The following is a 14,367-nucleotide window of genomic DNA, read 5'->3' on the forward strand; positions in this document are numbered from 1 at the left end:
TTCCTATCTTACAAATAAATCAAAAGATGTATAATTATCTATTTTACGTTTCAAAAAAGAGTTTCTAATTAACAATTTGGTTAAAAAAGTAATTCTTAGTAATATTAAACATAAAATATATTCAATAAATGTATAAATCTTGTTTGACCTAAAAGCAAAAGTCTTAGAGAAAATTAATTTAAATATGTAAAGATGATAATTGTCTATTTTATGTAAATCATAATTAATACTATTTATAATGCAAACGAATACAGTAAGCATAGAAATAGAATTCGAATATATTTTTTTTCCAATCAATCTATATGTAGATTTTTCAAGAGCTATTGGTGCTTCCAATAATGCTACCAATGATAATGTTAACCTAATCTCAGACCATTTGGATTTAACTGGTTCCGGTTTGTTAAAGACAGTTTCAGCTTTAGCAAGTATAAGTGTTCTTCCTTGAGAAATGCTTATTAATAGCGGCACTATTTGTGAAGCCATGCTATAGGCACCCCAGGCAGAAAACCTTAAATGCTTGATATATTCAGAACGATTATATACAGTTGCAGAGAGGAAAAGTAAGTTTGAAAAATAATCTAACTTATTTGCCAAACCATAAATTGTATCAATGCAAATATCTTCATTTCTTTTTTCCAAACATAAGTTTGATTGAAAATTTATTCCAATAAGACTTTTATGTGAATTCGATATTATTACATCTAGCACCTGATCTACAGCACCATCTAATAGTTCGTCATCATCGCCAAGGATCCAAATAAATTCTGTATCTGTGTATTCAAAACATTTTATAAAGTTTACATCTGCACCAACATTTATCTTGTTTCGAATAAATTTAATATCAAATTCATTTGTGTTTATATTATCATGAACAAACTCTTCAAGCCGTACATCAGATGCATTATCAACAACTAATACCTTGACCTTTGGGCTTAACTGCAAAATTACTGCTTGCAATGTTTTCAGCAACGCTTCAGGCCTATTATATGTGGGTATTGCTATAGTTAACATTCCTACTAATTCGTGTGCCATTCTAAACGTTTATTTCTAAATATTCTGTATGAAAAATAGGCGCTAACAATTACTAAAAAAGTATAACCCGAAACGATCCCTAACAAACCATAATAATTTCCTAAAAAAAATGTCGAACAACTTGTCAAAATTGCGAATACAATTGAAAGTACCAAAAAAGGTTCATTTTTATGGCAACGTAGATATGTTGACCAACAAAATATCGCTAGGTTAAATATGCATGCAGTGGTCAGTAGTAAGGTGGATTTAATTGGCAAAAATCTAAAGTAGTAGCTAGAGCCAGACATTTCTAGAACCATTAAAGCTAAGTTAAAGAGAATTAGCAGTACTATGCTTACAACGAATAATGATGACATAGTTTTTTTAAATACAAAGTCCAACTCAGTAAACTTCTTTTTAGCAATTAGACTGGAAAAAAATGGGACTTTCGTAGATATCCAACTCATAGAGATAGAAGATATTCCATTCAGTGCTTGCAAAGTCATTCCCATTTGTCCTGCTGTTTTAGCACCCTCAGTTGCAAAAAGAACAGGGTTAAATAATTGAAAGATAAAATAACCACTTATCCAGCTTAAAGCTATTTTCCACTGTAATGGAAAAATCTCCTTCATATATTCAATTTTCCATTTCAATTGCAATCTCCATATTGCTCTAAGTTTAACAATTCTATCCGAAAATAATATTTGACAGTAGTTTATTAAAATAGAAAATAAAGAAGCCAATGCACCAGAATAAAGTTTAAAACCGAATATAAAAAATAAGAACAATAATACGATCATTGCGGTTTTTTGAACCAGCCTTACTTGAGCCATATCTTTAACTTCACCTAAACCATCAAAATATGCAAGTATAGGGTCAATAAATAAGTTAAGAGATGTTGAAACACATAAAATTATCCAGGGTATCTCCCATTCAATGTTAAGTTTTTCATTAAATTTATTAAAAAAATAAAATCCAACGCCTATTAACAAGAAAAACAAGAAAATTGAAATCAAACCAAACCATTTTGTACAGAAATGTAACAGTGAAGACAATCTTGATTTGTAGTATTCATCCCCTTCTAGCTTTCCATCCTTCCAGTTCAAATGGGCAAACTCATGGGCAGTATATTGCGTTATAATCCCACTTAGCCCTAATTCAAAAAAAACTTGAATTGCTATTATACTGGCGAAAGTATAATAGTAACCTTGCTCGTTTGCTGTTAAATACTTTGCTATAAATACTATTGACCCTATACCCCCGGCTGCTTGAATCAGTCGGCTAAGTATCGTTAAAGCAATGGCTTTATCGATGCCAGCTTTTTCGCACAACTTTCTTATTAAGTTTAGCACCCTAAGAAATATAGGCCTTTATAACATCTAACATATAATCATAATGGCTTTCATTTAATCCAGGCCAAACACCTAACCAGAAAGACTGATTCATAATGATATCAGTATTCTTTAAGTCACCAATTTTACGATGTTCTATTCCAGCATAAGCAGGTTGCCTCAAAAGATTTCCCGCAAATAATAATCGTGTCCCGATTTTTTTCTCCTCAAGATGTTGCACTAGCATGTGGCGATCATTTGAATCACCTTCTCTTAAAGTCATTAAAAACCCAAACCATGACGGATCAGAATTTGGAGTAGGCTCAGGTAGTATAAAGATCTCCTCAAGCTCTTTCATCCTCGAATACAAAGCCGCATAGTTTTCTCTTCTGCGTTGTACAAAATGATCTAATTTTTTCAATTGAGAAACACCGAATGCTGCTTGCATATCAGTCACTTTTAAGTTGAATCCAATATGAGAATAGGTATATTTATGATCATAACCATAAGGAAGTGATCCTAACTGTTGCCCGAACCGACAACCGCAGGTATCATCTTTTCCTGGTAAGCAGTAACAATCTCTACCCCAATCCCTAAAACTCTCTGCTAGTTTTGCTAATTCTGGATTATTGACAATTACAGCACCACCTTCGCCCATAGTAATGTGGTGGGCAGGATAGAATGAAAAGGTAGAAATATCACCAAATGTCCCTGTTTTTTTTCCCTTATATGTCGCACCTAAAGAATCGCAATCATCTTCAACAACCCATAAGTTATATTTTTTAGCAACACGCATTACCTCGTCCAAATCAAATGGATTACCCAAAGAGTGAGCAATCATGATGGCTTTAGTTTTTGGAGATACTGCCTTTTCAATATCTTCAGCCAACACATTATGAGTGGCAACATCCACGTCCACAAATACAGGTATAGCACCAAACTGAACAATCGGATTAACTGTTGTTGGAAAGCCGGCTGCAACTGTAATGACTTCATCACCTGGTTTAATTGCTCTATCGCCCAACTTCGGCGAGGTTAAAGCATAAAATGCAACCAAATTCGCAGAAGAACCAGAGTTAACCAAAAGCGCCTTTGTAGCGCCAAAATATTGTGCAAATTCATGTTCAAATTGACTTGCAAATCTTCCTGCGGTTAACCATCCATCTAATGTTGCATCAACACCCAACATAATATCCTCTTCATCTAAAACTTTACCTGTTACAGGAATATAGTTTTGCCCAGGAATAATTATTTGTGTTGTTTTCTGCCTGGCAATCTCACGCAAGGCATTTTCTACATTTGAATCAGTAATATTTTTTAACATAATGTTTTGTATTGTGGAGTATTATTATCTTTTTTTTGAAATCTCATTAAGTACCTTCCATTTCAATTGGCTTTGCAAACGGCTCCATTTCGGTAATCGGTTTTCCAAAAGCGATTTTTGGATAAGTATTAGTATGTGGATCAACCATCACCTGAAGTAACTGTGGTTTGTCTTTGTTTTCATCATTCCAAAGCCAGGATACTCCAGATGTTATATCGTCTGGGCTTTCAATAGTCATGGCATCAATTCCATAAGCAATTGCAACCTTTGAAAAATCTGGCGCACTATAACCCCAATAAGTAGATTGGTACCTCGATTCGAAATAACTATCCTGGAATTGCCTAATCATCCCAAGTGTGCGGTTATTTAGTACAACAATCTTAACTTTTAAGTTATTACGAACAATGGTTTGCAGCTCTTGTATATTGATCTGCATACAGCCATCACCTATGATTACAACTACAGGTTGATTATTAAGCGCTATACAGGCACCAATACCGGCAGGCAATGAAAATCCCATAGCACCCATTCCTCCAGAAGTTAGAAAATGTTGGCCTTTATTTAATTCTAAGGATTGTGCCGACCACATTTGATGACTGCCCACATCTGCCAGATACACTTTATTTTCGGTACTAGCTTTTGAAAGCGCATGCATAAATTTGTTGGGATTTATACCTTCGGGTGTAAGTTCATTAATATCAGGCCATTCTGCCCTTAACTCATTCACATGAATCAACCATTCTGCTGGCAAGTAAAACTCAGTTGATCGTGATACTTTTTCGAACTGAGGGAAAAAATCAGTAAGATTGGCAACAATTCCTACACAACCAGTTACCCTGTTATTAATTTCTCCACTTTCACAATCTATATGATAGATTTTCCTATTTTCAATAAATTTAGTGTCGGCACCAGTTTGACGAATATCTAATCTACTACCCAAAACAATCAACAGGTCACACTCGCCAAAGGCAATATTAGCCCAACGGTTGCCATAGCTGCCTATAAAACCTACCCGAAGGTTATCATCATAAGAGATAGTATCTAACCCCAATAGTGTAGTTGTTACCGGTATCTGTGTTTTTTGTACAAATTGGTCAAAAGCCGATTGGGTATTCGCGGCCTTAATGCCTCGTCCAGCCAAAATTAATGGCCGCTTTGCATTTTTGATATCTTTGATAAGCGCTTCTAAATCATCTTCGGAGATAACAATAGACTTGTTATCCTGATTGAAATTTTCTTTTACTTCTATCTGTGCCCTTTGAACATTCATCGGGATATCGATTAATACAGGTCCTGGTCTTCCCTCTGTAGCTAAGTCAAATGCCTTTTCAAAAACCTCTTCAAGCTCTTCAGGGTCATTAACTAAAAAACAAGCTTTGGTAATTGGCCTTGCCATCGCTACGATATCTGTTTCCTGAAATCCCAATTGCCTGATATCACGTTCACCTTTTTGCTCATGCGTATTCACCTGTCCGGTAATGAAAACTGCTGGTGTAGAATCAAAAAAACAACTGCCTATCCCTGTTAATAAATTAGTAGCACCTGGTCCGCTCGTAGCAAGCGCAACACCTGGTAAGCCAGTGACTCTTGCATAGCCCTCTGCAGCAAAAGCAGCAGCCTGCTCGTGGTGCATGGTGATAATTTTTATATCTGTTGTTTGATTTAAAGAATCTAAGATATGCGTAATCATCCCACCAGAAAGCTCAAAAACGCTTTCAATTCCCTTTTTGCTTAAAAAGCTAGCTATAAAATCAGATGCTTTCATTATAATACTTATTTAGATAGGTAATAATTTAAAGTTTTAGACAAAGCTACGTTAAAATCAGTAAAATCGACCAAACCAATTTGATTAGTGAGTTTCGTAATATCTCCTTCAATATGCATAGACTGGTTTTCACGATAAGGAATAGCGCCAAAGTTTAACGAAAATGAAGGATTGATATTATCCCTTAGCTGTGTCAATAACGTTTTTAGTTCTTGTGTTTGATTGGCAGAAATATTGTAAATACCAGAATCGATTTTTTTCTTCACTACAGATAACAATATCTGTGCAAAATCTCCTGCATATAAGTAGGCGTACTTTTGTTCCCCTTTGGTAAAATCCATTGCCGATTTTTCTTGCATCGTTTTGATTACTGAAGGAATTAACCAATTATCAGCTTCGCGCTCTCCAAATACAGAAAAGACCCTTAACCAGATCCAATTGATTTTATTTAAATCAGCATAGGTTTCCAAAATCTGTAGGCAGCTCAACTTAATGCTGGCATAGGCACTAACAGGGTGAACAGCTTGATCTTCAAACACCTTGTTGCTTACATTACCATATTCTGCTTGCGAACCTAAAAAAATAAATTTGTCAATTTTTAGCCTTTGTGTAATTTCCAAGAGAGCAACGAGCAGTTCAATATTTTTAGATTGAAGCGACCAATTGTTTCTATCTTGTGCCTCTACACCAATCCATGCACAATGAATAATTGTAGTTGGCCCCTTATCAATTACTTGCTGCTTCCAATCATTTTGGCCATCTAAATCAATCCAATCGATTTTATCTTCAAATGCCTTACACCTCCATGTATCTGAAGAAGATCTTTTCAATCCAATAATATTAATATTGCTTTGACCTAAGCGCTCGGCAATGTGCGAGCCTAAAAAACCAGTAGCTCCAGTAATTAATACATTATGCATTTAGATAATCTAAAATCTGTGCAGCTGTAATGGAATCTATCTCTGACTTACTATGCACAAACGATTTATACCAATTTATAGTTGTTTCAACTGCTTTACTGGCATTTAATTTTGGCTGCCACTTTAAGTCAGCTATTGCTTTACTAATATCTAATTTTAATAATCCAGCCTCATGAGGTTGATCTGCAACCTGCTCTACTTTAAAACTACCTGTTCCCCAACGGCCTATAGCTAATGCCAACATTTCTTTTACCGGCAAAGCATCAGCAGCGTATGGCCCAAAATTATAAGCTTCCCCAAATTTAATTGGATCACTTTCTAAGTTCATACCTAATATGAGGTAAGCAATCACCGGCTCTAAAACATGTTGCCAAGGGCGAACTGAATTCGGGTTTCTAATTACTATTTCCAGATTTTTAGATAGGGCTTTCGCAATATCAGGAATCAATCGATCTTTTGACCAATCCCCTCCTCCAATTACATTTCCTGCTCTGCCAACAGCAATTCCTTTTTTATGGACATCAATTTTAGATTTATTGAAAAAAGAATTTTTATAGGAATCGATTACCAATTCCGTACAGGCTTTACTTGCACTATAGGGATCATAACCACCTAAACGGTCATTTTCACGATATGGATATTCCCATTCGTTGTTATGATATACCTTATCAGTTGTGATTAAAACAACCGAACATTTTTTCTCCAATAAACGTACTGCATCCAACAAGTTGGCTGTGCCGATTGCATTTACCTCAAAAGTTTCTGACGGAATCTCATAAGATAACCTAACTAATGGCTGAGCAGCCAGATGAAAGATAAAATCCGGTTGAAAACCCACAATTGCTGTTTTAAGCGCTTCCCGATCACGTAAATCTGAAATTACAGATTCACAAATCTCATCTCCTTTTATCAGATGGTATAAGTCATTTTCAGTTTGAGGAGCCAAAGCATATCCTTTAACTTTTGCTCCCAAAAGTTGAAGTGTCTTCAACATCCACGAACCTTTAAATCCAGTGTGTCCAGTCAGGAATACCTTTTTCCCTTCGTAAGTTTTTTTTAGTTCACTTAACATATTACCAGATTTTCCATTTTGCCTCTCCACTGCTCCAAAGCTGCTCCAATTCAATTCGATCTCTTAAAGCATCCATAGGTTTCCAAAAACCGGGATGTTTAAAAGCTGCCAATTCCCCATCATTGGCAATTTCTTTCAACGGTACGTTCTCCCATTGTATAGTATCCATATCGCCTTCAAGGTATTTAAATATACCTGGTTCTAGCACAAAAAACCCACCATTGATCCACATACCATCGCCTTGCGGTTTTTCTACAAAATGGTTAACTTTTCCGTCCTCATCCATTTCAATATTACCGAAACGACCTGGCGTTTGAATGCTGGTTAAAGTTGCCAGTTTTCCATGGCTTTTATGAAATTCGACCAATTTGGTAATATCAATATCAGCTACACCATCACCATAAGTAAGCATGAAGGTTTCGTCCTGAACATATTTTTGAATTTTTTTGATCCTACCTGCCGTATTCGTTGTTAATCCGGTATCAACCAAGGTAACCTTAAAAGATTCTGAATTTGAAAAGTGGACATCAACTTTGTTTTTTTCGATGTCAATAGAAACATCAGAATTATACAGGTAGTAATTTAAGAAATATTCTTTAATACTTTGTGCCTTGTAGCCCAGGCACAATACAAAATCGTTATAACCATAAGCCTCGTAGATTTTCATGATGTGCCATAAAATGGGTTTACCACCAATTTCAACCATCGGTTTCGGTCGAGCTTCTGTCTCTTCCATTAATCGGGTACCTAAACCACCTGCTAGTATTACTACCTTCATATTTTTTAACTTAATATTTCTATATGTACATTTTCTGTTAAGGGATGAGCACAGCAGAGCAAAAATTCGTCTGTAGCAAGATCCTCTCTTTCTTTACTCAACCCAATCATTTTAGCCTTACCATTAATCAATTTTCCTTTGCAGGTACTGCAATTTCCGGTTTGGCAGGAGTAGGGTAATTCAATATCAGCATTTAAAGCGGCCTCTAGAATACTTTTTCCTTTTGCTACTTCGAGATGATATGGTTTTCCATCAAAATTTAATAGTACATTTTGAGTATGAACATCAACCAAGTCTTTTGGGTCCTTCACTAGCTCAAAATCTTCGGAATATACGTTTTCCAACGAACCAAATTTATTTAGGATGGCACTTTTTACAGATTCCTTTAAACCGGCAGGTCCACAGATATAATGTGCGCATTTTTCCGCATCTAAACTTTCATCCAAAATCTGAAAAGCCTTGACTTGATCAATTCTGCCTTGAATTAAATGTGGATTAGCTTCATCAACAAATAATTTGGTATGAAAATGACGTACAATAAACCGATCAGCATATTTTGCCTTCAGGTGTTCAATTTGATCTTTAAAAATTGTACTTTCATGGTTTTTATTTCCATAATTCAAATGTACTTTTACAGCTGCTGTGCTAGATAAGATATATTTAATTAGAGATATCAGTGGTGTTATTCCACTACCCACTCCCCAGAAATAAATATCTTCGAAAGATTGCGTTTGGTCATAAATAAAATCACCCATTGGCGGCATTACTTCGATAGAATCACCAACCTGTACCATATCATTGATGTAATTAGACACTAAACCATTTTCAACGCGCTTAACGGTAATTTCCAAAAAAGAATCAACACCTGGACAAGAAGAAAATGAATAGGGTCGGATATAACGCCTGCCATTAATTCTGAAGATTAAAGTAAGATATTGGCCGGCCTCATATTTAATCTTTTTTAAGCCAGGTTGCTTAAAACATAAAGTAACTGTATCTTCAGTTTCCCTCCTTATGTCAACTATCTTTAATGTATAGTTCATTAATTTTTAGGCTCGCTTAAAAAATTTTTGATACCATTTTTCATTTTTTTCTTGTCCATAAGTACCATATCCATATCCATATCCATAATATTTACTCATTATGTCATTAACAACTATACCTAAATTCTTCATTTTGCCGCTTCTATAGAGTTCCTCAACAATATTAAGTTGTTCCTTTTGAGTTACTTTCTGCCTAACAAGATATAATGTTACATCAGCAAAAGTTGACAATAGTTGAGCGTCTGTTATAATACCAATTGGAGGCGCATCCATAATGATGTAGTCAAATTGTAGTTTCAACTCCTTAATTAAAGTCGCCGTATGTTCACTCATCAATGTCTCAGCAGGATTGGGCGGTAATGGTCCCGAAGAAATGATAAACATATTTTTATTGATAGTTATAGGCTTAACAATATCTTTAACCTTTACTTCAGAATTTATTGTATAGTTACTGAATCCTATGTCATTACTAACACCTAATTTAACTGATAATCCAGGTTTTCGCAAATCAAGCTCCATTAACAAAACTTTTTTACCAGCAAGGGCTAAAATATTCCCTAAGTTAATTGCTGTAAAGGACTTACCCTCTCCACTCATACTTGAGGTTAAAAGAATTACCTTTTCGTCATCAGTTTTCAGATAAAAAGACAAATTTGTCCTTAAGGCTCTAAATTGTTCAGAAATTGCAGATCTATTTTGATTGGCTACAATAAGATTGTCAGAACTAGAATTATGGCTAATTTCTCCAATAACTGGGACATTAGTTATCGCAATAATGTCCTCTTTAGTATTTATTTTCGTATTTAACAAATCTTTCGCAAATACTAAAGAAATAGGTATAATTAATCCAATAATCAGTCCAATAAGAAAAATTAAGCTTCTTCTCGGGCTGATAGGCATAACGCCAGCTTTCGGAGGATCGATAGTCTTTGCAATAGAGATATTAGATGTTTTAGAAATAGCTGTTTCCTCCGCTTTTTGCATTAGAAAAATATAAAGTTCTTGCTTAATTCCTTTATTTCTAGCTAGTTTTAAATAATTCTTTTCAATTTTAGGAACTCCAGAAATCTGACTCTCAGCATCAAGTAACTGATTTTTTAGTTTATCTCTAGTTACAACAAAATTATTTTTTGTACTTCTAACATTTGATAAAATTCCTTTTCTAAGCCCCTCAATCTGACTATCAATGTTTTTAATAAATGGACTCTCTTCAGTAAGACTTAATAACTGCTTATCTCGTTCAATCAATAATGAATTATATTGATTCATCAAATCTGAAAATACCATATCTTGTGGTAGCAAAGATGAAGGAAATACTCTTTTGTTTTTGGTCTGATCCTTTAAATAATTTTCTAAGTCATCCATCACAATAACCTGAGTTTCAGCTTTTGCCAATTCCGTTGAGAAAGATCCTGTGTTTTGAACAAGCAATTTCCCTTGCTCACTCATATCCGCAAGCTTATTTCTTTCTTTGAAATTTTCTTCTTGATTCTCAACATCACCCAATTCAGACGCTATTACATTCAGACGCTCTTTAATAAATTTATACGTGCTATCTGCAATTGCATTCTTATCACTTAAATTGGCTTGAGTATATTTATCAATTAACGTATTTAAAATGTCTTCCCCCTTCTTTTGAAGTGGATAAGTTAATCCTAAATCAATTATTGAAACTTGTTTATTAGTCACCCCTACCGATAATTGCTTCATGAGCGAAGCTACTTTATCGTCAATTGAACTAACGGTAACATAGTATTCGCCATCCCCCATATTGATTAAAGAATTTCGCAAAAGTCTTAATGTCCCGACTCCATTTATATTAAAGGTTTGTGACCAACGAACTTCTTTCTCAAAATTGTCAGTACCAATTATCAACTTATCAGGACCTAACTTTTTAATATCTAACCTAGTTGTTTTTATAGAATCAACTCCATTAATAATTTCTAAAACAAAAGGTGATTTATACAACTCACGGCTGACTAATTTTGCTTTTTTTGAGTATACAATATTCAATTGCATTTGTCTAACAACCTGCTCCATAAGGAATCTGGTTTTTAGTATTTCAGCTTCGTTATCAACAGAGTTTTTAGATCCCAACAATCCACCTATATCCATTAAACTACTTGATTTGCCACCTAAGCTTCCGCCTTTCTCATCATCATTAACTAATAATTTCGCACCTATTTGATAAGTCGGAGGGGTGTATCGAGAATAGAAAAATGATAAAAGCAAACATAAGCCGACGCTAATAACAAACCATATCCATTTATCTAAAAGTTTATTGAAAATTTCTTTAAAATTTATGCTTTCCTCTTCTTCGCTATGCTGTTCCATATTTTTTTTTGGCAAACTATTCATTTGTTAAGTACAATTATTTAAAATTCGATATTGCCAAAACAATTACAGAAATTACTGACACAATAACTCCAACGGTCTGCAACTGAGCAGAATTTGAAGCAGATACTTTGCTCTTATTAGGTTCTACATATATCACATCATTCTGCTTTAAATAATAGAAAGGGCTATTAAAAATTTCAGAGGAGTTAAGGTTCAGACGTGCGAATTCTTTTTTGCCATTGTTATCTCTTACAATAAGAACATTTTCCCGTTTACCGTAGATCGTTAAATCTCCTGCTAAACTTAGCGCATCTAAAATACTTACTTTCTCATTAGGCAGGGTATAAGCAGAAGGCGTATTAACCTCACCAAGAACACTAACCTTAAAATTAGCAAAACGTAGCTGCACATTAGGCTCCTTATAAATTAAGGTAGCTTTTTCCCTTATCAATTCTCTAGCTTGATAGGTGGTTAACCCAGCCACTTTTAATTTGCCAATGAGCGATAGTTCAATTTCGCCATTCTTATCAACAAGAAAACCAGTACTTTGCGAGGAAATACTATTATTAGTATTACCACCCAGCGCAGGATTATTAGCCGCCTGATTGACTACAGCGCCACTTTGAGGATTCAGAGTAAATACATTAATACTTAAAATATCGTCAGGCTGAATCACTGGTTCGGTAAAAGCAATTGCATTTTCCAATTTTGCCTGATTTACGGTTTGGATGTCTTGAAAATAAGCAATTTTTTTGCTGCTCACGCACGAAGAACTTAGGGCAATTATACAATACAGTGTAGCTAAACTAATTCCCTTAATCAAATTATAATTTTTATTCATAGGTATATTCCGTTCAAAATAGAACAGATTATTTTAAACAGTTTGCAAACTTAATCATTTAATTGTAATATGTAAAAAGGTTTAACTTTAGTATTAATTATAATTAAGGTCCGATCAGAGTGTACTAGATAAGTGCTAGCAAATGTAATTAAACATATATGGTACTAAATAACTCTTGATTCCTAAAATTATAATTACCTAAAAGATCATAGAGTTTCCCAGAATGTACGGCCGTAGTTAGAGCATCTAAGTGTTTATCATGATGCAAATCCGTACCTGCCAGGTCATACATTTTTTCTTTTAACAAACCTTCTGCCAATTGTTTTACATCTTTACCATAATATCCAAGAATAGAAAGTAAATTTAATTGTAGCAAACAGCCTTTTTCTTTAAATCGTCTTAATCTACTTTTATCTTTAAAATAAAATGTATACCGTTCAGGATGAGCCAATACAGGTTGATAACCTTTGATTTCAATATCAAATATAGTCTGGCTTATCCCTGGGCTTTCATTTAAATAAGACATCTCAATCAACAAATGCTTCTGATCTAAAGTACATAAAGACCCATCCATTTTAAAATCCTGATCAACCATATACTCTGCACCAGCACTTAACTTAAGGGATATATTCGCTTTATCCATTTCTTGTTGTAGTAAACCTCTTGCAGTAAAGATTGTTTCCTTTGTGTTTGGGTACAACTCTTGATAGATATGTGGTGTAGCAATCAATTGATCAAACCCCAGTTCCTGTAATGATTTAACAAAACGCAAAGAAGTAGCCAGATCAGGCGATCCATCATCAATACCCGGTAAAATATGAGAGTGCATATCAACTCCCAACCAGGAAATATCGGTTACCTTATTTTTTTTACTAAAAAAGCTTAACATATTTAAAACAATGGAATTTCAAATTAACCGGTTCTATCATAATCACTCTATTAAACGAAATAATCACTGCAATAATATTGCCGATAGAAAAGTATTATTTATAGAACAACAAAAGTATTCTAATTAACGAGTTAAATTTAAGACAATTCATGCTACTTTCCAATAAAGAGTAGATTAAATCAGACAAAAAGTCGAAAATGATGCTTTAAAAAAAAATTACAGCTTAATTTACACAAGAGAATTAACAAAAATATAACCTACATGCTGCCGACAGCGCTCCAGAAATGTAATTCTAAATAGTTAAGGCTTTAAAATATCCCTCTTTTAAATATTCATCTTTCTTCATTAAATGAAGATCAAAAATTACCCTATTTTTAACCAAAGCTGCTTAATTATACTTAGGCTCCCATCCGAATTGTGTCTTTGATTTCGTTGGACCTCCCAGTAAGCCATCGACTTCTGTAGGCCTGATATATTTAGGATCTAACTTACTATCGTTCTCTAAAAGAGTTTCCAGCATCTAAGCCGGCTAAGTACATCTAAACCGATTACTACACCCTTCTCGTTTTCATCCTTTCCCGAAAATTCTATATCAATCCACAATTCGGTAAAACTCATGCGTACAAAAGCACACACGGCGGGTGGTAATGTCCAATGTTATTAAATTAAGGGATAAATCGCAAAAGCATGTCACCCTGAGCGTAGTCGAAGGGCATTTATTTGCGCTTTATCAATCTCAAGAAGTCTTCGACTACGCTCAGACTGACGATCGCGTTGCTTAACTTAATGACATTATGATAATGCCTGTTGCAATAACAAAACCTTAGGTTTTCTTATCGGCTTAGGTTTGCTGTTTATGAGTAACTTTTTGTCTTACCAGGTCCTTACTTCCGCGTTTGTAAAAAACAAGAGCGCCCAGTTGCCATAATTTTAGTATATTAGGTTAAACAAAAGGGATGATCACCCAATTCAGTCAATCTGATTAAAATCCAAAAAAACACTCCAAACCCCACCTTTACGCCACATTTACCCCACGTTTACTCCACCTTCCGGCCA

Annotated in this window: 12 protein-coding genes; all 12 read right to left on the bottom strand. The window is 34.6% G+C overall.

The annotated features are described in order from the left end of the window. Positions 1–3: 3 nt before the first annotated feature. Entirely contained in the window at positions 4–1,032 is a 1,029-nt protein-coding gene (locus ACTJKN_RS26740; RefSeq protein WP_440828673.1) for a glycosyltransferase family 2 protein, read from the bottom strand. Next, positions 1,017–2,342 carry a lipopolysaccharide biosynthesis protein gene (locus ACTJKN_RS26745; protein ID WP_440828674.1) on the bottom strand — a complete coding sequence of 442 codons (1,326 nt, stop codon included), beginning with the start codon at positions 2,340–2,342 and terminating at the stop codon, positions 1,017–1,019. Before ACTJKN_RS26745 ends, ACTJKN_RS26740 begins: the two co-directional genes overlap by 16 nt. Positions 2,343–2,364: 22 nt before the next feature. Further along, positions 2,365–3,666: a lipopolysaccharide biosynthesis protein RfbH gene (gene rfbH / locus ACTJKN_RS26750; protein WP_440828675.1), complete on the bottom strand. Its 1,302-nt coding sequence runs from the start codon at positions 3,664–3,666 to the stop codon at positions 2,365–2,367. 46 nt (positions 3,667–3,712) lie between these two features. Continuing rightward, positions 3,713–5,431 carry a thiamine pyrophosphate-binding protein gene (locus ACTJKN_RS26755; RefSeq protein WP_440828676.1) on the bottom strand — a complete coding sequence of 573 codons (1,719 nt, stop codon included), beginning with the start codon at positions 5,429–5,431 and terminating at the stop codon, positions 3,713–3,715. Between the two features lie 8 nt (positions 5,432–5,439). Then, positions 5,440–6,351, bottom strand: coding sequence for an NAD-dependent epimerase/dehydratase family protein (locus tag ACTJKN_RS26760; protein ID WP_440828677.1), 912 nt, complete (start codon positions 6,349–6,351; stop codon positions 5,440–5,442). Continuing rightward, positions 6,344–7,423, bottom strand: a complete 1,080-nt coding sequence (gene rfbG / locus ACTJKN_RS26765; RefSeq protein WP_440828678.1) for a CDP-glucose 4,6-dehydratase — start codon at positions 7,421–7,423, stop codon at positions 6,344–6,346. The genes ACTJKN_RS26760 and rfbG overlap by 8 nt, the downstream gene beginning before the upstream one ends. 1 nt (position 7,424) lies before the next feature. Further along, positions 7,425–8,201: a glucose-1-phosphate cytidylyltransferase gene (gene rfbF, locus ACTJKN_RS26770; protein ID WP_440828679.1), complete on the bottom strand. Its 777-nt coding sequence runs from the start codon at positions 8,199–8,201 to the stop codon at positions 7,425–7,427. Between the two features lie 5 nt (positions 8,202–8,206). Next, entirely contained in the window at positions 8,207–9,244 is a 1,038-nt protein-coding gene (locus ACTJKN_RS26775) for a ferredoxin--NADP reductase (RefSeq protein ID WP_440828680.1), read from the bottom strand. A gap of 6 nt (positions 9,245–9,250) precedes the next feature. Beyond that, positions 9,251–11,602, bottom strand: coding sequence for a GumC family protein (locus ACTJKN_RS26780; protein ID WP_440828681.1), 2,352 nt, complete (start codon positions 11,600–11,602; stop codon positions 9,251–9,253). 13 nt (positions 11,603–11,615) lie between these two features. After that, positions 11,616–12,422, bottom strand: coding sequence for a polysaccharide biosynthesis/export family protein (locus ACTJKN_RS26785; RefSeq protein ID WP_440828682.1), 807 nt, complete (start codon positions 12,420–12,422; stop codon positions 11,616–11,618). A 148-nt stretch (positions 12,423–12,570) separates the two neighbouring features. Further along, positions 12,571–13,311: a tyrosine-protein phosphatase gene (locus tag ACTJKN_RS26790; RefSeq protein ID WP_440828683.1), complete on the bottom strand. Its 741-nt coding sequence runs from the start codon at positions 13,309–13,311 to the stop codon at positions 12,571–12,573. A gap of 388 nt (positions 13,312–13,699) precedes the next feature. Then, complete coding sequence (locus ACTJKN_RS26795) at positions 13,700–13,831, bottom strand: GDP-mannose 4,6-dehydratase (protein WP_440828684.1); 132 nt, start codon at positions 13,829–13,831, stop codon at positions 13,700–13,702. Positions 13,832–14,367 lie beyond the last annotated feature (536 nt).

Origin of the sequence: Pedobacter sp. 22163 (genome assembly GCF_052045595.1) — a bacterium.
Lineage (GTDB): Bacteria > Bacteroidota > Bacteroidia > Sphingobacteriales > Sphingobacteriaceae > Pedobacter.